The 20684-nt window shown below is 72.8% G+C and carries 17 protein-coding genes and 2 pseudogenes; 7 read left to right on the forward strand and 12 right to left on the reverse strand.

Annotated elements, in window-relative coordinates; genetic code table 11:
• Positions 1 to 3 precede the first annotated feature (3 nt).
• From AB0F52_RS36610 to AB0F52_RS36625, 4 genes are all read right to left on the reverse strand, one after another.
• Positions 4 to 567, reverse strand: coding sequence for a hypothetical protein (locus AB0F52_RS36610; protein ID WP_360180861.1), 564 nt, complete (start codon positions 565 to 567; stop codon positions 4 to 6).
• Between the two features lie 104 nt (positions 568 to 671).
• Positions 672 to 1496: a hypothetical protein gene (locus AB0F52_RS36615; RefSeq protein WP_360180863.1), complete on the reverse strand. Its 825-nt coding sequence runs from the start codon at positions 1494 to 1496 to the stop codon at positions 672 to 674.
• Positions 1497 to 1569: 73 nt separating this feature from the next.
• Positions 1570 to 2349, reverse strand: a complete 780-nt coding sequence (locus AB0F52_RS36620) for an aminotransferase class IV family protein (protein ID WP_360180865.1) — start codon at positions 2347 to 2349, stop codon at positions 1570 to 1572.
• Between the two features lie 4 nt (positions 2350 to 2353).
• Entirely contained in the window at positions 2354 to 3229 is an 876-nt protein-coding gene (locus AB0F52_RS36625; RefSeq protein WP_360180867.1) for a peptidylprolyl isomerase, read from the reverse strand.
• Between the two features lie 148 nt (positions 3230 to 3377).
• Between AB0F52_RS36625 and AB0F52_RS36630 the strand changes: the two genes are divergently transcribed.
• Both AB0F52_RS36630 and AB0F52_RS36635 read left to right on the forward strand, forming a co-directional pair.
• Complete coding sequence (locus AB0F52_RS36630; protein ID WP_360180869.1) at positions 3378 to 3950, forward strand: MBL fold metallo-hydrolase; 573 nt, start codon at positions 3378 to 3380, stop codon at positions 3948 to 3950.
• The gene (locus AB0F52_RS36635; protein WP_360180871.1) at positions 3947 to 4576 is read left to right on the forward strand and encodes a hypothetical protein; all 630 of its coding nucleotides are present in this window, start codon (positions 3947 to 3949) and stop codon (positions 4574 to 4576) included. Before AB0F52_RS36630 ends, AB0F52_RS36635 begins: the two co-directional genes overlap by 4 nt.
• 17 nt (positions 4577 to 4593) lie before the next feature.
• Here AB0F52_RS36635 and AB0F52_RS36640 read toward each other — a convergent pair.
• The 4 genes and pseudogenes from AB0F52_RS36640 to AB0F52_RS36655 all read right to left on the reverse strand — a co-directional run bounded on the left by AB0F52_RS36640 (position 4594) and on the right by AB0F52_RS36655 (position 8438).
• Positions 4594 to 5050, reverse strand: a pseudogene (locus tag AB0F52_RS36640) (transposase).
• 87 nt (positions 5051 to 5137) lie between these two features.
• Positions 5138 to 5356 (reverse strand): annotated as a pseudogene (locus AB0F52_RS36645) (transposase); the annotation flags it as partial.
• A gap of 229 nt (positions 5357 to 5585) precedes the next feature.
• A complete protein-coding gene (locus tag AB0F52_RS36650; RefSeq protein WP_360180873.1) occupies positions 5586 to 7250 on the reverse strand; it encodes a YibE/F family protein in 1665 nt (554 codons plus the stop codon).
• A 210-nt stretch (positions 7251 to 7460) separates the two neighbouring features.
• Entirely contained in the window at positions 7461 to 8438 is a 978-nt protein-coding gene (locus tag AB0F52_RS36655; protein WP_360180875.1) for a GlxA family transcriptional regulator, read from the reverse strand.
• Positions 8439 to 8536: 98 nt separating this feature from the next.
• Here AB0F52_RS36655 and AB0F52_RS36660 point away from each other — a divergent pair, with 98 nt between their 5' ends.
• The 3 genes from AB0F52_RS36660 to AB0F52_RS36670 all read left to right on the forward strand — a co-directional run bounded on the left by AB0F52_RS36660 (position 8537) and on the right by AB0F52_RS36670 (position 12914).
• Positions 8537 to 9241: a DJ-1/PfpI family protein gene (locus AB0F52_RS36660; protein ID WP_360180877.1), complete on the forward strand. Its 705-nt coding sequence runs from the start codon at positions 8537 to 8539 to the stop codon at positions 9239 to 9241.
• A 105-nt stretch (positions 9242 to 9346) separates the two neighbouring features.
• Positions 9347 to 12301: a BTAD domain-containing putative transcriptional regulator gene (locus tag AB0F52_RS36665; RefSeq protein WP_360180879.1), complete on the forward strand. Its 2955-nt coding sequence runs from the start codon at positions 9347 to 9349 to the stop codon at positions 12299 to 12301.
• Between the two features lie 103 nt (positions 12302 to 12404).
• Positions 12405 to 12914, forward strand: a complete 510-nt coding sequence (locus AB0F52_RS36670; protein ID WP_360180881.1) for a hypothetical protein — start codon at positions 12405 to 12407, stop codon at positions 12912 to 12914.
• 22 nt (positions 12915 to 12936) lie between these two features.
• On the opposite strand, the gene AB0F52_RS36675 is transcribed toward AB0F52_RS36670, so the two are convergent.
• The 4 genes from AB0F52_RS36675 to AB0F52_RS36690 are packed head-to-tail and all read right to left on the reverse strand — an operon-like array spanning position 12937 to position 18459.
• On the reverse strand, positions 12937 to 14004 hold the full coding sequence (locus AB0F52_RS36675; protein ID WP_360180883.1) for a DNA polymerase ligase N-terminal domain-containing protein: 1068 nt from the start codon (positions 14002 to 14004) through the stop codon (positions 12937 to 12939).
• 56 nt (positions 14005 to 14060) lie between these two features.
• Positions 14061 to 16073: an ABC transporter ATP-binding protein gene (locus AB0F52_RS36680; RefSeq protein WP_360180885.1), complete on the reverse strand. Its 2013-nt coding sequence runs from the start codon at positions 16071 to 16073 to the stop codon at positions 14061 to 14063.
• Positions 16070 to 17803 carry an ABC transporter ATP-binding protein gene (locus AB0F52_RS36685; protein WP_360180887.1) on the reverse strand — a complete coding sequence of 578 codons (1734 nt, stop codon included), beginning with the start codon at positions 17801 to 17803 and terminating at the stop codon, positions 16070 to 16072. The genes AB0F52_RS36680 and AB0F52_RS36685 overlap by 4 nt, the downstream gene beginning before the upstream one ends.
• On the reverse strand, positions 17797 to 18459 hold the full coding sequence (locus tag AB0F52_RS36690) for a TetR/AcrR family transcriptional regulator (protein WP_360180889.1): 663 nt from the start codon (positions 18457 to 18459) through the stop codon (positions 17797 to 17799). Before AB0F52_RS36690 ends, AB0F52_RS36685 begins: the two co-directional genes overlap by 7 nt.
• A 391-nt stretch (positions 18460 to 18850) precedes the next feature.
• On the opposite strand from AB0F52_RS36690, the gene AB0F52_RS36695 reads away from it, so the two are divergent.
• Positions 18851 to 20161 carry an ATP-binding protein gene (locus tag AB0F52_RS36695; protein ID WP_360180891.1) on the forward strand — a complete coding sequence of 437 codons (1311 nt, stop codon included), beginning with the start codon at positions 18851 to 18853 and terminating at the stop codon, positions 20159 to 20161.
• Positions 20158 to 20595: a roadblock/LC7 domain-containing protein gene (locus AB0F52_RS36700; protein WP_103341531.1), complete on the forward strand. Its 438-nt coding sequence runs from the start codon at positions 20158 to 20160 to the stop codon at positions 20593 to 20595. The genes AB0F52_RS36695 and AB0F52_RS36700 overlap by 4 nt, the downstream gene beginning before the upstream one ends.
• Positions 20596 to 20684 lie beyond the last annotated feature (89 nt).

Here is a 20684-nt window from a genome sequence, read left to right on the forward strand (position 1 = left end):
GCCTCAGCCGTCCAGGTAGGCGTGGAAGTGCTCGGCGACGACGTCGGTGACGCCGGCGGGGCCGAGCCTGCCGTCGATCTCGATGACGCGGATGCCGAGCTCCCGCGCCGCCCGCACGGCTTGCGCGGCGAGCATCCGGTCGCGCGTGAGCCGGGTGCGCTGCTGGGGGATCGCGGGTGCGTCCGGCCGGTGCCGGAGCTGGTGCTGGCGGAACAGCTCGGTCGGCACCAGCACCACCATGCGGCCGGGGGAGTCCACGAGCGGGGCGACCAGCTCCGGCCGCAGTCCCCGGCCTTCGGCGACGATCGGCCGCGGCGAGGCCAGCGTGCGAAGGTCGTCGAGGGCCCGGTCGAAGCGGTGCCCGAACTCGGCCAGCAGCGCGGCCAGCTGGTCGCCCGCCGGGAGGTCGTCCGGCAGCGGGGAGCCGGGCCGGGCCCGGTCGTCGTGGTGGTAGGCCGTCAGGCCGTGCCGCTCGGCCAGCAGCCGCGCGACGGTGGACTTGCCGGTCCAGGGTGCGCCACCGATCCACAGCGCCTTCCGGAGGGTGCCGAACGGATCCCGGGTCATGGGACGACTATCGCGGGCCCGGCGCCCCGATGGCCAGTGTTCCGGCGCCGGTTGATCCGTTCAGCGCAGAGTGACCGGGCACGCACGCCCGAGCGTCAGGAGCGTCAGGACCGGTCGCCTTCGCCGTCGACGACGAGCACGGTGGCGGAGTCCGCGAAGTCCGGCTGCGGGCCGATCCGGAAGTGGAAACGCGAGCCCGGCCGCACCGCGGCGATCACCTGGGTTTCGGCCGTGTCCAGCACGATGATCGCGAGCTCGGTGGTCTTCGGCTCCGGGCGCAGCACGACGTCCGGGCGTGGCTCGGGGACGACGATCGGGAGCGGCAGGGTGCCGCTGACCGAGCCGCTGCCGAAGTCGTCCTCTTCGTCCGCCGGCGGTTCGAACGGGGCCGGCGGAAGCAGCTGCGGGCGGCGCCGCCACCAGAGCCCGGCGAGCAGGCCGGTCAGCAGGCCGCCGGTGCCGCTGACGGCCGAAGCCAGGCCGACACCGAGACCGGACGTCTCGCCGGCCGGAGCGGGCTTGGCCACCGGAGCCGGCTTGGCCGCCGGAGCGACGGGTGCGGGGGCCGGCAGCGGGCCGAACTGCACACCCGGCTTCTGGACGGCGTCCTCGGGCAGCTGGAGCACCTGACCGGGCTCGATCGCCGCGGCATCGGTGAACGGCGTGCCGTCCGGCCGTGGGCGGCCCTGGTTGAGCTGGAAGATCTCGGGGAAGCGGCGCCCGTCGCCGAGCGCGCGTTCGGCGATCTTGAACAGCGTGATGTCCTCGGGGTTGTCGGCGTGCGGCACGATGTAGTACTTGACCGGCGGCGGGTCGGCCTGGGCGAACGCGGGACCGCCGGCGAGCACGGCGAAGAGAACACCGGCGCAGCCGGCCTGACCGGCCCGCCCGAGGACGCGGCGAACCGCGGGAACCCGGTTTTCGACCATCGTCGGCACCTCTCCCCGGCGACCCGGCGGGCCTCCGGTGTTGCCCCCTACACGGGGCGGGTGCGGACGCGGTTCAGATCTTGTCCCACGGCACGGTCTCGTACGCTTCGGCGAGCAGGGCCACGGCGTGGTCGGCAGGCGGCAGCACGAGGTCGTCGACGGACGCGACCGCGCGTCCGGGCGTTTCGGAGTTCGTCACGAACACGGCGTCGAAATCGCGGAGGTCGGCGGGGGAGACCTCGCGCGTCTCCTGCGGCACACCGAGCCGCCGCAGGGCTTCCCGCTGCACCAGCATCGTGATCCCGGGCAGCACCGCGGCTTCCGGCCACACCACGGTGTTCCCGGCGAGGAAGCCGGCGTTCCAGATCGAGGCTTCGCTGATCCGGCCCTGGTGGTCGACGAACAGCGCGTCGTCGAAGCCCGCCAACCGGGCCTGGCGGGCCTCGTGGATCAGGCCGAACGTGCCGAGGTGCTTGACCTCCGGCAAATCGCGCTGGTAGCGCACGGTCCGGAGGCGCAGCGGTGCCGGGTCGGCCGGGCGCGGCGGCCCCGTCCGGACCAGGATTTCGGGGATCATCGGCTCGTCGAAGGACCGCGTGAGCACGACGACCCGGACCGAGAGCGCGGATTCCCCGGCGACCGCTTGCCGGACGTAGGCCCGCACGAGGCCGACGTCGAGTTCGGTGCCGAACAGCAGCCGTGTGCTCCTGGCGAGCCGCTCGAGGTGGAACGCGAGCCCGCGGACCCGCCCGTCCCGGACCTGCATCGCGGTGAAGTGGCCGTAGGAGACCATTCCCGCGAGTGCGGCGTCCGGGCCGACCGGATCCCCGTTCAGCTCGAAGCGGGGCGGCATCGGACTACGAGACGGTGACGCCCGTGAACTTGACCTGCTTGGTCGGCGCTCCGGTGCCGTCCTGCGGGCTCGGGTTCGCGATGCCGGCCTTCGCCACCGCGTCGAGCACCTTCAGGCCCTCGTCGCTGATGCTGCCGAACACCGAGTAGTCCGCCGGGAGGCCGTCGGCGCTGCCGTAGACCATGAAGAACTGGCTGCCGCCGGAGTTCGGGGCCTGCGTCTTCGCCATGGCGAGGATGCCGCGGCCGTACTTGATCTCCGGGAACGCCTCGTCCGGCATCGTGTAGCCGGGGCCGCCCTGGCCGTCCTGGGTCGCGTCGCCGGTGGCCGAGGGGTCACCGCACTGCAGCATCTGCAGGCCTTCGGTGCCGAGCCGGTGGCACATGGTGTCGTTGTAGAAGTTCTGCTGGGCGAGGCTGACGAAGCTCTGCACCGCGCAGGGGGCGAGCGCCCGGTCGAGCGTCAGCGGGATGTCGCCCGCGGTGCTCTTGAGCGTCACGTTCACCGTGCCGGTCGACGGGACGTTCTTGCCGTCCGGCGGGTTCACCTTCTTCGGCGCCTTGCCCGTCGCGTCGGCCTTGAAGTCGCACGTCGTCGGGTTGGGCAACGGCGTCGCGCGCTTCGGCAGCGCGGTGCGCTGCGTCGGGATCTGGAGGTCGGTCGGCGGCGGAGCGGCCGAGGACGACGACGCCGCGGTGTTGGTGCTGTCGCTGCCGTTCGCGCTCACGATCCACACCACGACACCGGCGACGACGAGGACGGCCACGCCGACTACCCCAGCCCCGATCATCCGGCGTCGCTTCTGCTGCTCCAGTCGGCGCTCGAGCTGCCGCTCGAGTTTGCGCTTCGCAGCTTCGCGGCGCTGCTGGTTGGTCGCCACCCCGTACCCTCCCAGGTTCCGCTCGTCTCACACGTTTGAGGTAGCGGCAGTGTATGGGCACAGCCTGTGAGGACCATGTACAGGGCCCGCTAGTCTCAACCCGATCGTGATCGGCGCCATCCGGCGCGGAAGTCCGGGGAGGCGTTCGGTGCTCGTCGTCGGGTTCGGCAGCGGCCCGCTGCAGGCCAACTGCTACCTGCTGGCGGCGGCCGCCGGCGGGCCGTGCGTGGTCGTGGATCCGGGCCAGGAGGTGGCCGCGCCGCTGGCCGCCGCGCTCGGCGAGCACGGGCTGGTCCCGGCGGCGTTGCTGGCCACCCACGGGCACCCCGACCACGTCGCCTCGGCGGCCGCGCTGTCGGCCGAGCACGGCGTCCCGCTGCACCTGCACCCGGCCGACGCGCCGCTGTACGACGGCGACAGCGTGCCCCTTTCCCCGGGCGTGTACGCGGGGCTGGACGTCGACGTCCGGCCGGTGCCGGGCCACACCCCGGGCTCGGTGGTGCTGGGCCTGGAGACGCCCGAGGGCGGCCGGCTCGCCCTGACCGGCGACACGCTGTTCGCCGGGTCGATCGGCCGCGGGGACGTGACGGCGGCGCTGCGGGACCTGCTGGCGGCGTTCCCGGACGACACGGTGGTGCTGCCGGGCCACGGCCCGGCGACGACGATCGGCCGGGAACGCGCGGGCAACCCGTTCCTCGCCGGGACGGGGGCGCACCGATGACCGAGCGAATCGCGCTGTTCGAGGAGGATCCGCGCGGCCGCCGTCGCCGCGGCATTTCGGGCCTGATCGGCGTGGTGATCGTCGCGGCGGCGTTCGGCGGGATCGCCGGCCTGATCGGCGGCACGGTGACCGGCCTGGTCGTCGCGCTGGTGATCGCCCTGCCGCTCCTGTACGTGATGGCGGTCAGCATCCGCCGCCGCGTCTGGCTGGAGGGTTCGACGCTGCTCGTGCGCACCTGGGGGCTGCGCCGTGTCGACCTGTCGACGGCGACCCGCCTCGACCTCGTCATCGGCGACGTCCGGGGCAGCCGCACGGTGAGCCTGCTGGTCAACGCCGGCCAGCGCGGCAAGGTGGCGAAGGTGGACCTCGCCGTCTTCTCCGGGACCGGCGGGCGCGAGCTCGGCATCATGCAGCTGCGGAAGCTCGCGAACGCGCTGATGAACAACACCGAGGCGAACGGCATCGTGTTCGGCGAGCTCCTGGTCGCCGAGCTGAAGGCGGAGGCACGCGGCTCCGGCGTGGCGGAGCGCCCGCTCTACCGGCTGGCGTCGGTGGCGCCGTCGGGCAAGTACGTGCAGCGCTTCACCATGGAAGCCGTCAGCCGGTTCGTGGCGACGCTCGACTGAGATGCTCCTATGGATCGTCAAGCGAGGAGTGCGTGACGGACTTCGCGGGCGATGTGGCGTTTGAGGCAGCGGATGATTTCGGGTTTGGTCAGTCCTTCGGCGGTTGAGTCGGTGGCGACCGGTGGTTTTGCCGCTGTTGGCGGGAAGCGGCGCTACCCCGCAGAGGTTGGCGAAGGCGGGATCGCTGTGGAGCCGGTGGGGTTGTCGCCTGCGGTCACCAGCAACGCGCCGGGCGGTGTCGGTTCCGACGCCGAACAATCCGAGAAGCCGAGGGCAGGCCCGCGGCACGAGCTGCTGGAGCAGTTCGTCCAGGACAGCGATGTCGTGGTCGGCGTCCTGGTGGCGTCGGGCCAGGGCGTGTTTGGTGGCCGCGGCCGGATCGAGGCCGGGTCCGGGGCGCAGCGCGGCGGTGGTGGCTCTTCGGGACTGCGGTCGCGGTGCCGGCCAGCACGGCGCGTGCTGCTGCTTCGGCATCGACCGGGTCGGATTGCCGCGGGCTCGCCGGGTCCGCCGGTCCGGGCGGTCGACCTCGATCACCCGGCGCCCGGCCTGCCGTGCCGCTCGGGCCAGGCCGGCGCCGTAGCAGCCGGTGCCTTCGATGCCGAAGGCGTGGACCTGGCCCAATGCGCGGCTCCAGCGCAGCAGTGATCGGTACCCGGGTGGGTCGGCGGTGAAGGACTGCTGCGCGAGCACCCGCCCGACCTGGTCGAGGGCCGCTGCGACGTGGTTGTCGAGGTGGGTGTCGACGCCGACCGTGACGTGAGTACCGAGATTTGTCATCGTGGACAGGCCATCTCCCTCATCCGGTGGTGGCACGGCACCCACCCCAGCGGGCGGACAAGACAGTGATGGGGCCTCTGGCCAGGCTCCTATGAGGTCACGCCGCTCACGCAGGTGACGTGCACGACGGGGTCACTCGCACCGAGCGACAGATCTCAGCAAGGACACCAACGTCGGTCAGCCGAAGGGGCAACTCGGACGGGCGAACCCGTCGCCCCCATTGTCACTGTCAGGCCGGGGCCGCTTTCGCCGTGCTGAGGTGGCCCGCCGGCTCGCGGGAGGCGATCAGCGCGGCCAGGACGGTGGTCACCGGGACGGCCGCGACGATGCCGACGCTGCCGGCGAGGGTCCGGATGATCTCCTGCGCGATGTCTTCGCTGCCGAGCAGCGCGCCGAGCCCGACGCCGGAGATCGACGAGTACAGCAGCACCGGCAGCGCGGCCCCGGCGTAGGCCATCACGAGGGTGTTGACCGCCGAGCCGACGTGGTCGCGGCCGATCCGCAGGCCGGAGCTGTAGAGCTCGCGCCAGGTCAGGTCCGGGTTGGCGCGGCGGAGCTCCCAGACCGCGCTGGTTTGGGTGACGGTGACGTCGTCGAGCACGCCGAGGGCGCCGATCACGACGCCGGCGAGCAGCAGCCCGCGCGCGTCGATGCCGTGGCCGAGCGAGCCGATCAGCGTCGAGGTGCTGTCGTCCAGCCCGGTGAGCGAGGCCGCGGCGGAGAAGATCGCGGACAGGACGCCGATGAGCGCGAGGCTGACGAGGGTGCCGAGCACCGCCGCGGAGGTTCTCGCGGAGAGGCCGTGGGTCAGGTAGAGCGCGATGAACATGATCGCGCCGGCCCCGGCGATGGCCACGACCAGGGGGTTTTCCCCGGCGAGGATGGCCGGGAGGATGAACAGCGCGATGACGACGAAGGACAGCCCGAGCGCGACGAGCGCGGCGATGCCCTGCCACCGGCCGAGCACGAGCACGGCGACGGCGAAGAGGGCGGCCAGCACGAGCAGCGGGGTGCCGCGCTGGAAGTCGACCAGCTGGAAACTGGCGGGATCACCGGCGTTCCCGCCGTTGTAGGCGAGGACGACGGCGTCCCCGGTGGCGAAGCGCGGGGTGCTGGGCTCGATGGGCACGGTCAGCCGCAGCGGCTTCCCGGAGGCGGGGCCGTCGGTCATGACGAGCTCGACGGTCAGACAGGGTTTCGCGTTCGGGTCCGTCTGGTCGCCGACCTGGACCTGGCCCTGGGCGAGGCAGGGGCCGGTGGTGGTGGTGCGGATGTCGGCGTGCACGGGCGTGCCCTGCGGGACGACGCTGGTGGGGGCGGCCTTGCCCCAGGGGTAGAGGACGATCATGCCGACGACGGTGGCCAGGGCGAGCGGGGCGAGCAGCCAGATCAGGAGGAGCCGCACGCGCCGGGAGGCCGGGGCGGCGGGGCCGTGGCCGTGTCCATGGCCGTGCCCGGCTTCCGGAGTGGCGACCACGGCTTTGCGCCGGGGCTGGGCGCCGGTCCCGGGGATCGGCTGTGGCCCGGTGTCCCCGCGACGTGCGCGCGGTGCGGCGGTGTCGGCATGGACTGGCTGTGGCCCGGTGTCCCCGCGGCGGCGTGGGGTGGCGGCGCGACCGGGCTCGGCCGGGACCCGCAGCGATCCGGAGTGAGCGGTGCGCTGGGGGCCGGTGTCGGCTCGCTTGTCCGCGGGCGGGACTTGCTGGGCTCCCGTGTCGGTCCGGCGGCGGGCGGGATCGGCCGCCCGGCGGGTGCCCTCGGGCGGTGTGCGGCGGGCGGGCTTCCGGGACGTTCCCGGCGTTCCGGACGCGCCGCGGGCCGGGGAAGGGGACACCTCGTCCGTGATCCGGCGAATCGGGCCGGTTGCGTCGTCGTCCAGGTCGGGGCGGTCCACCTGCACATCCTGACAGCGGGATTCCGCAGCTCGCGCGAGGGGCCGCCGACGGCCCGGTTCGTCCTGAAGCGCCGTGTCGTCCGCTCAAGCACGCGTGTCGTCCGCTCCGGCACGGCCAACCTCCGTGATCAGAACCGCAACTCGCGTGCTTGGAGGGGCATCTCGTGTGACTGGAGGGGCATCTCGTGTGATTGGAGGGCCGACACGGGGTCAGCCGTAGGCCTGGCGGACGTGGACGCGGCGGTAAGCCGACGGTGGTGTGTCGAAGTGGTCGAGGAAGGCCTGGCGCAACGTCTCCGTCGAGCCGAAGCCGCAGCGGCGGGCGATCGTCGCCAGCGGGAGGTCCGTGCCCGAGAGGAGGCGGGCGGCCTGCTCCGTGCGGATCGTGCGGACGTAGCGGCCCGGGGTGGTGCCGAGGTGGGCGTCGAAGAGGCGGGTCAGCTGGCGGGTGCTGATGCGCGCGCGGGCCGCCAGGGCCGGGGTGCCGAGGTCGGCGTCGAGGTGCTCGGCGATGTACGCGGTGAGGTCGCGGACCTCGCGGTGCTCCGGCGGCGGCCCGGCCAGGAACAGGCTGACCTGGGCCTGGTTGCCCGGCCGCTGCAGGTACGTGACCAACGCGCGGGCGGCCTCGCGGGCCAGCGACGGGCCGTGGTCGGCCTCCACCAGCGACAGCGTCAGGTCGAGCCCGCTCGTCACGCCCGCCGCCGTGTAGACGTTGCCGTGGCGGACGTACAGCGGCACCGGGTCCACCGTCACCGACGGGTAGTCGCGGGCCAGGCGCGCGGCGTACCGCCAGTGGGTCGTCGCGCGGCGGCCGTTGAGCAGCCCGGCCGCCGCGAGCACCTCCGCGCCCGTGCACACCGAGGCGACCCGGCGGCTGGTGCGGGCGAGCCGCCGGACGTGGGCCAGGACGCGCTCGTCGGCCGCCGCGGCCGGGCTGCCCCAGCCGCCCGCGACGACCAGCGTGTCCAGGTCGCCGGCGACCTGGTCGAGCCGCAGGTGCGGCTGCAGCGTCAGCCCGGAGCAGGTGCGGATGCCGTGGCCGTCGACCGAGGCGAGCTGGAGGTCGTACGGTGGTCGCGCGCCGAGCCGGTTGGCGGCGTCGAACACATCGGCGGGGCAGGCGATGTCCAGCAGCTCGGCGTCGGCGTAACCGACGATCACGACCCGTCTGGGTGAGCCTGGCATGATCGAACGCTAGCAGCCGGACCGGCGCTCGGACGTGGTTCGCAGGAATTCGGACATCCCCGCCGCCCGCCACCCGCACGAACGCCACGGTGAACGGCATGACCGCTGAGCAGAAGACCATCGCCTTCGTCGTCTACCCCGGCCTGACGCCGCTGGACCTCGTGGGCCCGCTGCAGGTGCTGAGTGCGCTGGCGCAGCTGGACCCGCGGTACCGGACCGTCGTCGTGGGCGCCACGAAGGACACCGTCGGCACCGACACGCCGCTGCGGATCGCGCCGAGCCACACGTTCGACGAAGTGCCGTCGCCCTTCGCCGTGCTGGTGCCCGGCGGCACCGTCCCGACGCTGCACGCGATGGCCGACGAGCACCTCCTCGCCTGGCTGCGCACCGCCGCCGGCGGTGCCGAGCTGGTGACGTCGGTGTGCACCGGCTCCCTCGTCCTCGGCGCGGCCGGGCTCCTGGACGGCAGGCAGGCGACGACGCACTGGATGTTCCGCGACCTGCTGGCCGCGCTCGGCGCGACCCCGGTCGCCCGGCGGTGGGTCGAGGACGGCCCGGTGGTCACCGCGGCGGGCGTCTCGGCCGGCATCGACCTGGCCCTGCACCTGGTGGAGCGGCTGGCCGGCCGCCGGATCGCGACGAACATCCAGTTCGCCGTCGAATACGACCCCGAACCGCCGCAGGGTCCGCTGGACTGGGCGAACCAGCCGTACGGCGACCTGACGCCGCTGCGCGAACACACGCTGCGCGAAGGGCTGAAGGAGAACCCGGCGCTGCTGGCGAAGCTGCTCGCGTACGCCTGAGGCGAACGTCGTCCGCCATCCGGGTGAGCGGGCTTCCGCCGGCGCGCCGGAAGGTTAGATTCAGCTCGCTCGATCAGGTGATCTCGCGGGTGGGGTGTTGTAGCCGTGCGGTTCCAGGTCCTCGGCCCGCTGACGGCCTCCGTCCCGCTGCCGTCGGCAGCCCAGCCGCGGCGGCTGCTCGCCGTCCTCCTCACCCGCGCCGGCCGGTTCGTCGGCCGCGACACCCTGGTCGACGAGCTGTGGCCGGACGGCGCGCCCTCGAGCGCCGCGGCGATCGTGCAGGTCACCGTGTCGAAGCTGCGCAAGACGCTCTCACCCGGCCTCGGCGCCGCCGAGGCCGGGCAGCGGCTGCGGTCCGGGCCCCGGGGCTACGCGCTGGCCGTCGAGCCGGGGGAGCTGGACGCGGACGACTTCCTCGCGCTGCTCGCCTCGGGCGCCGACGACCGGGCCCAACGCCGTCGCGCGCTCGAACGGGCCTTGGCCTGCTGGCGGGGCGACGCGTTCGCCGACATCGCGGGCGGCCCGCTGCTGGAGGCGCACAAGCTGTGGCTGGACGACCGGCGCTCGGCCGCGCTGCTGCAGCTGGTGGAGCTGGAGCTCGCCGACGGCGACGGCCGGTCCGTCGTCGAGCGGCTCGACCCGGTGGTCGCGGCCCGGCCCGCCGACGAACGGTTCGCCGCCCGCCTCGCCGCCGCGCTCGGTGCCGTCGGCCGCCGCGAATCGGCGCTGGAGGTGCTGCGCCGGACCCGGCGGGCCCTGTGGGACGAGGCGGGCGTGTGGCCGGGCGCCGACCTCGTCGCCGTCTACCGCCGGATCGCCGGCACCGAGTGGACGACGCCGGGGCCGCCCGCCCAGCTCCCGGCCGCGGTGCCCGACTTCACCGGCCGCGCGACCGAACTCGCCGACGTCGCCCGGGCGCTGCGGGGCCCGGCCCCGGTCGTGCTGCACGGCGCCGCCGGGGCGGGCAAGTCCGCGCTGGCGGTCCAGGCCGCCTGGCGGGCCCGCCGCCGGTTCCCCGACGGCCAGCTGACCGCCTCGCTGCGGGCCCCGGACGGGACACCGGCCGAACCGGCGGCCGTGCTGGCCGGCTTCCTGCGCGGGCTCGGCGCGACCCCGGCGGAACTGGCCGACCGCGCCGGGCTGGCCGGGCTCTGGCGCGGCTACACCGCCGACCGGCGGCTGCTCGTGCTGTTCGAGGACGCCGCGTCGGAGGCCCAGGTCCGTGCCCTGCTGCCGAGCGGGCCCGGCTGCGCCACGCTGGTCACCACCCGCCGCGAGCTGCCGGGACTGTGCGGGGCACGGGCGATCCCGGTGCCGGAACTGTCCACAGAGGACGCCTGGGCGCTGCTGGCGGCCATCGCGGGCGAGGCGCGGCTGCGGGCGGAACCCGAAGCGGTGCACCGGCTTCTCGAGCACTGCGCCGGGCTCGCGCTCGCCGTCCGGATCGCCGGCGTCAACCTCGCGACGCGGCCGAACCGGCGCGTCGGCGACCTCGCCGCGCGGCTCGCCGACGACCGCCGCCGGCTCGACGAGCTGACCGCCGGCGACCTCGATGTCCGCGCCGCGGTGACTTCGGCGCTGCGGGAGCGTTCCGCCGCCGAGGTGTCGCTGTTGCGGCAGCTCGCCGCCTTCGGCGCCGCCGTCCCGGACTGGTGCGCCGCGGCACTGCTCGGCCGGTCCCTCGCCGAGGCCCGCGACCGCCTCGACGACCTGGCCGCCACGCACCTGGTCGCCCCGGCCGGGCCGCGCTGGGCGGTGGCCCCGTTCGTGCGCCTGGTGCTGGCCGAACGGCCGGCGGACACCGATCAGGCCGCGATGCGCCGGGCGTGTGAGGCCGCGCTGGCGTACGCCGAGCACGCCCGTGGCCGTCCGGCACCCGGCCTGCCGAAGCCGGATCCGGCCCTCGCCCGGCGGATCGCCGCCGACCCGGCGGCCTGGGCGGCCGAAGAGACCGGGCACCTCGCCGCCACCGTCCGGGTGGCGGGGGCCCACGGCTGGCACGAGCTGACCGAACGGCTCGCCGACGCCTGCACCGCGCTGGCGGGCCGCCCGTGGCTCGGCCACGCCGCCCACGCCGTGTCCGTGCTCGGGCTGGCCGCGGCGCGCCGCCGCCGCGACCCGCGCGCGGAGGCCGAGAAGCTCTACAACCTCGGCACGGTGCACTGGCAGCACGGCCACGGGCACCGGGCCCGGAACTGCTTCGTCCTGGCCGAGCAGCGCTACCGCGCCCTGGCCGACCCGCAGGGCACCGGCGCGGTGCTGGCCGCGCTCGCCGACGTCCACCTCGACGGCGGTGAGCCGGGCGCCGCCGAGGCCGAGCTGCGGGAAGCACTGGGGCTGCTGGGCGAGTGCGGGGACCGCCGCGGGCAGGCGGCCGCGGCGGCGCAGCTGGGCTCGCTGGCCGAGGACGTCGGCCACGTGCGGCGCGCCGTCGAAAGCTTCGAGGTGAGCATGTTGCTCGCCCGGGACTGCGACGACGGCCGCGGGCACGACCACGCCGCCAAGCGCTACGCCGACGTCCTGCGCCGGCACGGCGGCCGCGACCAGGCGGCCGACCTGCTCACCGGCGCGCTCGGCGGCGCCATCCGCACCGGCGAACGGCACTGGGAGGCGCACGTCCTGCGCAGCCTCGGCGACCTGCACACCGACGCCGGGGAAGTGGCCGACGGACACGGCTTCCTGACGCGGTCACTGGCGCTGTTCGAGCAGATCGGGCACCGGCACGCCGCCGCCTACACCCACCGCAGCCTGGCCGAGGCCCGCCGCCGCGCGGGCGACCCGGCGGGCGCGCGGCGGCACCTGCTGCTCGCGCTGGAGGTGTTCCGGGAGCTGCGCGACCGCCGCGGCGCCGGGTACGCCCTGCTCAGCCTCGGGCGGACCGAGGCCGAAGACGGTCTCGGCGGCGAAGCGGAACGGCTGCTGCGCACCTCGGCCGGCCTGTTCCGGGAGCTCGGGTTCCCGCTGTGGGAACTGCGGGCGCTGCGCGAACTCGACGCCGTCACCAGCGCATCCCCGGACCGCGACCGGACTCGTGAAGTCTTGACGAAGATCAGGACCTGACGGCGTCCCGGCCGGGGGAGCGGCGCCCGGAGTTTGGCGAAGTTATGGCCGGCCCGATTTGGCTCACCGGCGTCCGGATCGTCGCAGGAGAGGGAGGCAGCTCATGCCGGGACAACCGATGCTGGCGCGGGCGGCACTGACGCTGGCCGCCACCGCGGCGACCGCGGTGTTCGCGACCATCGGCACCGCGTCGGCGAGCGTCGAGGTCACCAAGCTCACCCAGGCGCAGGCCGCGTCGCAGCTGTCCGCGGCCGGCGTGACGCACTCGTCCAGCGGCGGCTGCACCAGCCGCAGCAACTCGACGTGCACGTCGTACGAGCAGATCAACCAGAGCACGGTCAGCGGCGTCATCACGTTGAAGCGGGCCAGCGGCTGCGCCGTCAACATCACCGGCGGCACCGAGACCGGGCACGCGTCCGGCACCTACAGCCACTGGAACGGCTACAAGGTGGACATCGCGCACAACAGCTGCATCGACGCCTACATCAAGAACACCTTCGCCTACGCCGGCGTACGCGGCGACGGCTACCCGCAGTGGCAGGCGGCGTCCGGCAACCTCTACTGCGACGAGGGCAACCACTGGGACATCACGTACTACACCTGCGGTTGCTGACCGGGCCGGGGCGAGCCGCGGCTCAGCTTTCGACGAGCAGCCAGTCGCCCCGGCCGCCGCCGGGCCGGTACGGGCTGTCGGCCCGCTTCGCGACGACGCCGGGGAGACCGTGCTGGCGGCTCGCGCCGGCGACGGCCTCGCCGCCGCCCAGGTAGTAGCGCGGCACCTGCCAGTGCCGGTCCTCGATCGCCAGGCCGTCCAGCAGTTCGCGGCGCTTCGTGTAGGGCAGCTCGAGCGTCGCCCGGCCGTCGAGGTGCAGGACGTCGGAGGCGAAGTAGAAGACCGGGCAGCCGGTCTTGAGGCGTTTGGCGGCCGCGCCGTCGGCCCGCCGGCGCTGGTCGAGGCCGGCGGGGTGGGGCCTGCCGTCCTTCATCACGACGATTTCGCCGTCCAGCAGCACTTCCGTCGACCCGAACTGCTCGCCCAGCTTGTGCAGTTCGGGGTAGCGGTCGGTGACGTCGGCGCCGGTTTCGTCGTGCGCGGTGACGCGGCCGCCGCAGACCAGCAGCATCGTGCGCAGGCCGCCCCAGGCGAATTCGTAGGCCCACTCGTCGTCGTCGGCGGGCAGCTCACCCGGTTCCGCCGTCATCGGCTCGAGGAATTCGGGCGCGTCTTCGTGGCCGGGTTCGGCGGGGTCGAGACGCCGCAGGGTCCAGTCGCGGCCGTCCTCGTCGTGCCGGTTCCGGAACAGGTACTTGCCGCGCGTGCGGGCACCGTGGAAGACCACCTCGACGTTGTGGTCGTTCCAGTGCAGGGTTTCGTACGTCCCGGTGTCCCACACGGTCATCCGGCCGCCGCCGTACTCGCCCGCGGGGATTTCGCCGGAGAAGGTGAGGTACTCCAGGGGGTGGTCTTCGGTGTGCACGGCGAGCCGGGGCACGCCGGGGGAGAGCGGCAGGCCCTTCGGCACCGCCCAGGAGACCAGCACGCCGGCACGCTCGAGCCGGAAGTCCCAGTGCAGCCGGGTGGCGTGGTGTTCCTGGATGACGAAGAGGTTGTCCGCCCCGGGCACGGGCGGGCCGTCAGGCCAGGGTTCGGGGGTGCGGTCGCGGGCTCGCTTGCGGCGGTATTCCTCGAGATTGTCGGCCATGGCCGCCCCGGTACCCCTTCCGCTCGAAGAGCGTCCAGGGTACCGGGGCGACGACCTCAGTCCGTCTCGGCCATGGCTTCGGCGAACTGCGCCGCGTACAGCCGAGCGTAGGCACCCCCGCTGTGCAGCAGCGTTTCGTGATCGCCGTGCTCGACGATGTGGCCGTTCTCCATCACCAGGATCACGTCCGCGTCGCGGATCGTCGAGAGGCGGTGCGCGATGACGAAGCTCGTGCGGCCGCTGCGCAGCGAGTTCATCGCCCGCTGGATGAGCACCTCGGTGCGGGTGTCGACCGAGCTGGTCGCCTCGTCGAGGATGAGGATGACCGGCTTGGCCAGGAACGCCCGCGCCACCGTGATCAGCTGCTTCTCACCCGCGCTGACCGTGCCGCCTTCGTCGTCGAGCACCGTGTCGTAGCCGTCCGGCAGCGTCCGGACGAAGCGGTCCACGTACGTCGCCTGTGCCGCCTCGATGATCTCCTCGCGGGTCGGGTCGTCGGCGCCGTAGGCGATGTTCTCCGCGATCGTGCCGCCGAACAGCCACGCGTCCTGCAGCACCATGCCGGTCTGGTCGCGCAGTTCCTCGCGGTGCATCTTCGCGATGTCGACGCCGTCGAGCGTGATCCGCCCGCTGTCGAGCTCGTAGAACCGCATCAGCAGGTTGACCAGCGTCGTCTTCCCCGCACCGGTCGGGCCGACGATCGCCACCGTCTGACCGGGTTCGACGGTCAGCGAGAGGTCGTCGATCAGCGGCTTGTCCGGCAGGTAGCGGAACGAGACGTCCTGGAACTCGACGCGCCCGCGGATCTCGGCCGGCCGCTCCGGGTGCTCGGGCTCCGGGGCCTGCTCCCCGGCGTCGAGCAGCGCGAACACCCGCTCGGCCGAAGCGACCCCGGACTGCAGCAGGTTCGCCATGCTGGCGATCTGCGTCACCGGCTGGCTGAACTGGCGCGAGTACTGGATGAACGCCTGCACCTCGCCCAGCGTCAGGTTGCCCGACGCGACGCGCAGCGCGCCGATCACGGCCACCAGCACGTAGCTGAGGTTGCCGATGAACATCATCGCCGGCTGGATCATCCCGGAGATGAACTGCGCCTTGAAGCTCGCCTGGTACAGCGTTTCGTTCTGCTTGTCGAAGATCGCCCCGGACTCGTCGCGGCGGCCGAACACCTTGACCAGCGAGTGCCCGGTGTACATCTCCTCGACGTGGGCGTTCAGCTTCCCGGTCGTCGACCACTGCTTGATGAAGTTCGGCTGCGCCCGCTTCCCGACCTTCGCCGCCACGACCGCCGACAGCGGCACGGTGAGCAGCGCGATCAGCGCCAGCAGCGGCGAGATCAGGAACATCATGATCAGCACGCCGACCACCGTCAGCAGCGACGAGACGATCTGCGACAGCGTCTGCTGCAGCGACTGCGCCAGGTTGTCGATGTCGTTGGTGACGCGGGAAAGCACCTCACCGCGCGGCTGGCGGTCGAAGTACTTCAGCGGCAGGCGGGCGAACTTGTCCTCGACCTCCTGGCGCAGCCGGTACACCGCGTGCTGCACCAGGGTCGTCGTCAGCCGGGCCTGGATGAGCCCGAAGAACGACGAGATCACGAACAGCGCCAGCACGGTCAGCAGGATCTGGCCGACCTTGTCGAAGTCGATGCCGACGCCGGGCACCAGGTCGACCCGGCTGTAGATGTCGGCGAGCGTGCCGTCGCCGCGGGCCCGCAGGCCGGCGACGATCTGCTCCTTGGTGACCCCCGGCGGCACCTGCTTGCCGAGCACGCCGGCGAGGATGGCGTCGGTGGCCTGGCCGAGGATCTTCGGCCCGATCACGGTCAGCGTGACGCTGGCCGCACCGAGCGCCAGGACGGCGATCAGGATGGCCCGCTGCGGTCGCAGCAGCTGCAGCAGCCGCTTGAGGGATCCCTTGAAGTCCAGGGCCTTCTCCGCCGGCGCGCCGCCGCTCATCCAGCGGGCCGCCGGCCCGGCGGCCGCGGCACCGGTGTTCTTGTGCCGCTGCGCGGTCGGCCGTTCCCCGGCCTCCGTGACGGCGGCTTCGGGCGATTCCGTGGTACTCACGCCGCCTCCTGCTCGGTGAGCTGGGACAGCACGATCTCCCGGTAGGTTTCGTTGCCGTCCATGAGTTCGTGGTGGGTGCCGGTGCCGACGACGCGGCCCTCGTCGAGGACGATGATCCGGTCGGCGCCCCGGATGGTGCTGACCCGCTGCGCGACGATGACCACCGTCGCGTCCTTGGTCTCCGACACCAGCGCGCGGCGCAGGGCCGCGTCGGTCGCGTAGTCGAGCGCCGAGAACGAGTCGTCGAACAGGTAGATCTCCGGTTTGTGCACCAGCATCCGGGCGATCGCGAGCCGCTGCCGCTGGCCGCCCGAGACGTTCGTGCCGCCCTGGGCGATCGGCGCTTCGAGACCCTCGGCCATCGCTTCGACGAAGTCCTTGCCCTGGGCCACTTCCAGCGCGTGCCACAGCTCTTCGTCGGTCGCGTCCGGGTTGCCGTAGCGCAGGTTGCTCGCCACCGTGCCGGCGAACAGGTACGGCTTCTGCGGCACCAGCCCGACCGCGCGGGCGAGCACCGCGGGGTCGAGGTCGCGCACGTCGACGCCGTCGACCTTCACCGTGCCGCGAGTGGCGTCCATCAGCCGCGGGATCAGGTTCAGCAGCGTGGTCTTGCCCGTGCCGGTCGACCCGATCACGGCGGTGGTCTCACCCGGCCGCCCGATCAGCGAAATGTCGCACAGCACCGGCTTTTCCGCGCCGGGGTAGCGGAACTCCACGCCGGAGAGCTCCAAGTGCCCGTGCACGGCGCCGGGACGGATCGGCGACACCGGCGGGCGCACGCTCGACTCGGTGTCGAGCACTTCGCTGATCCGCTCGGCGCTGACCTCCGCGCGCGGCACCATCATGAACATGAACGTGGCCATCATGACGGCCATCAGGATCTGCAGCAGGTAGGACAGGAACGCCGTCATGGCGCCGATCTGCATGCTGCCGGAGTCGATCCGCTGGCCACCGAACCACAGCACGGCGACGCTGGACACGTTCATCACCAGCATGACGATCGGGAACATCAGCGCCATCAACCGCCCGACCCGCAGCGAGACGGTGAGCAGCTCGTCGTTGGCGACGTCGAAGCGCTGCCGTTCGTGCTTGTCCCGCACGAACGCGCGGATCACCCGGATGCCCATGATCTGCTCGCGCAGGATCTGGTTGATCCGGTCGATCCGGACCTGCATCAGCCGGAACGCCGGGCGCATCTTGGCGATGATGATCCCGACCGAGACGGCGAGCACGGGCACGATCACCAGCAGCAGCGACGAGAGCGGCACGTCGAGGTTGAGCGCCAGGATGATGCCGCCGACGCACATGATCGGCGCGGACACCATCAGCGTCAGCGTCATCAGGACCAGCATCTGGACCTGCTGGACGTCGTTGGTGGTGCGGGTGATCAGCGACGGCGTGCCGAACTGGCCGACCTCGCGGGCCGAGAAGTCCTGCACCCGGTGGAAGACCCCGGCGCGGATGTCCCGGCCGATCGCCATCGCCGTGCGGGCACCGAAGTACACCGCGCCGATCGAGCCGACGATCTGGGCCAGCGTGACGGCGAGCATCATGGCGCCGACCCGCAGGATGTAGGGCATGTCGCCCTTGATCAGGCCGTTGTCGACGATGTCGGCGTTCAGCGTCGGCAGGTAGAGCATGGCGATCGTCTGCACGAGCTGCAGCAGGACGATCACCCACAGCGTCCCCCGGTACGGGCGCAGGTGAGTGCGCAGGAGCTTGACTAGCACAACGATTCCCCCAGTGGAGTGGTGGTGTTCGGGTCGGGTGTTCCTTCGGCGCCGCCGGTCAGCGTCGGCATCCCGGCGGCCAGCTCGTCCAGCAACCGCTCCAGGGTCGGCAGGAGCGGTTCGCCTTCGGTGAACCAGTTGACGAAGGCGACGCGGACGGCACTTTCCACCGAGGAGGCCATCAGCCGGCACAGCAGGTGGTCCACACCGCCCACCCGTTTCGCGATCGTTTCGGCGAGGACCCGCTCGACCGCCGCGTGGGCGTTGAGGAACTCGCCACGCAGCATGAGCTGGCCCATCAGCTCCCGGATACGCGCAACATACGCGCGATCCGGCTCGCCTTCACGTGAATATTGCTCCAGCACCGCCTGTTTGACGGACTCCCAGAGCGGCTCGCCCTCCGGCCGGTCGAGCAGGGCTTCGCGCATCCCCTCGTGGCGGTCGATGACCACCGAGCAGACCGCCTGCTCCTTGCTGGAAAAATAGTTGTTGAACGTGCGGGGGGAGACGCCCACCTCGGTGGCGATGTCCTCCACCCGGACGTTCTCCAGCCCCCGCTCCAGCGTGAGCCGCAGCGCGGCCTGCGCGAGCGCCCGGCGGGCTTCGCGCTTCTTCCGCTCCCGGAGGGTCAGCTTGGGTGGTTCTTCCGGCGGCATGAACGGAGTGTAGCGAAAAACTTGCGTGCCCCGCAAAAAACTGCGTGCCCCGCAATTTCCGGACGAATCGGGCACGACCTGGGATTTCGGGGCCAGGGCCTGCCTCAGCTGCGGGTACGGCCGCCGTGTGCGCTCTGTTGCGACCCGCAATTTGCAAAAATGAGCCGTATGGCCTAATCCACTGCGCTCACCAGCAGCGACGCTCCGGATTCATGATCACGCAGGGCGATCGTGCGGGGACCGGCTGTGGACATCCCACGAACCTTTCTGCTTGCATGTCCCGCATCGCCGCCGGGGGCGGCGCCAGCACGTTCGTTCGACCAGCCATCTGTTCGACCAGCCATCTGTTCAACCAGCACAGTCGCACCAGTCACGGAAGAAGTGGGACCACATGGCGAGCCGGGCCCGGGAACTCCTGGATCGATCACGCGTCCTGCTGGACCGTTCGCGCGTCGCCGCGGCGCAGTTCCTGACCGCGCCCCCGAAGCATCCCGGCTACGCGCCCCCGGCGGGACCGGCGTTCGTGGAGCTGACCCGGCCGGAGCCGGTGGCGGCGCCGTCGGGCGAAGGGGTGCTGGCCGAGATCTGCGCCAGCGTCGCCCTGCGTGACCTCAACCTCCTCGACCAGCTCCTCGCGCGGCTGGAAGAGCTGGAAGCGGGGGAGGAGGACCACCACCGCCTCGCCGAGCTCTACCAGCTCGACCACCTCGCCACGCGGCTGCGGCGCAACGCCGAGAACCTGCGGGTGCTCGCCGGGCAGGACACCGCCGACGACGCCGCCCGCGCGACCTCGGTGCTCGACCTCATGCGCGAGGCGATGTCGTCGATCAACCACTACGCCCGGATCACCATCGGCCGCGTGGTCAACCTCGGCGTCGTCGGCTTCGCCGCGGAAGACCTGGGCCGGGTGCTGGCCGAGTTGTTCGACAACGCCGCCAACCAGTCCTCGCCGAGCTCGCCGGTGCACGTCAGCGCGCACCTGACCGAGCAGGGCAGCGTGCTCGTCCGGATCGAGGACGAGGGCATCGGCATCCCGGCCGACCGCGTCGGGGACCTGAACGCGCGCCTGGCCGCGGGCGGTGACCTCGACGACGCCGCGGCGCGGCACATGGGGCTCGCCGTGGTCGCTCGCCTGGCCGCCCGGCACGGCGTCACGGTGCGGCTGGACCGGCGCAGCCCGCACGGCACGGTCGCCACCGTGCTGCTGCCCACCGGTGTCGTCACCGAGCTCGCCGAGCACGCGTGGTCGGGCACCCGGACCGTCTCCGGTCCGGGGGTTCGGGGAGTGGAGCCCCCGACGGGGGGCGGGGCCGCGGATGGCGATGTCACCGCCGAACCGGCCGAGGGCGGCCGCGAGCCGGCCACCGTCGGCGGGTTGCCGCGGCGGCGCGCCGGCACCTTCCCCCGGGAGACGCAGGAGCCGCCGGCGCCGCCGCGCAAGCCCAGCCCGCGGCCTCGCCCGATCACCGCGGGAACCGTCGGCGGGATCACGGCGAACGGCCTGCCGCGCCGCGTGCCCGGCAGCATCCGCGGGGCCGCCCCGGAACCACCGCCGCCACCGCCGCCCCCGGCCGGCGAAACCACCGCGAGCGGGCACGAGCGGCTGCTCGCCGACCTCGGTGCGTTCGCCGACGGCGAGCAGGCGGCGCTCGCCGAGAACCGCGCCCGCCAGGACGAGACGCCCGGAGGAACCGCCCGGTGAGCGCTCCCCACTCCGCCACGGCGAACTTCGCCTGGCTGCTCGACGACTTCGTGCGCAAGGTCCACGGCGTCAGCCACGCGCTGATCATGAGCGTGGACGGCTTTCCGCTCACCGCCTCGGACTCGGTCGGCGAGGCCGAGGCCGAACAGCTCGCGGCGATCGCCAGCGGCCTGCTTTCGTTGGCGGGCAACAGTGCGGCGCTGTTCGGGAAGGGCGCCTGCGAGCAGATCATCATCCGGCTCACCCACGGCTACTTCCTGTTCATGGGCATCGGTTCCGGTGCCGGGCTCGCGGTGCTGACCTCGGGCGAGGCGGACATGAAGGTGGTCGCCTACGAGATGACCCAGTTCATCACCAACGCCGGCCACGCGCTCACCCCCGAGGTGCGCGCGGAGCTGCGGCAGGTGCTGACCGCCCGCCGGCCCCGGATGTGATGCCCGTGCCTGACATGTCTTTCGGGGGTCCGGGTGGCGAAGCCCCCGGCCCGGGGCGGAGCCCCGGAACGCAACAGGATGTGATCGCC

Origin of the sequence: Amycolatopsis sp. NPDC024027 (assembly GCF_040638975.1) — a bacterium.
In the GTDB taxonomy this organism is placed as follows: Bacteria; Actinomycetota; Actinomycetes; order Mycobacteriales; family Pseudonocardiaceae; genus Amycolatopsis.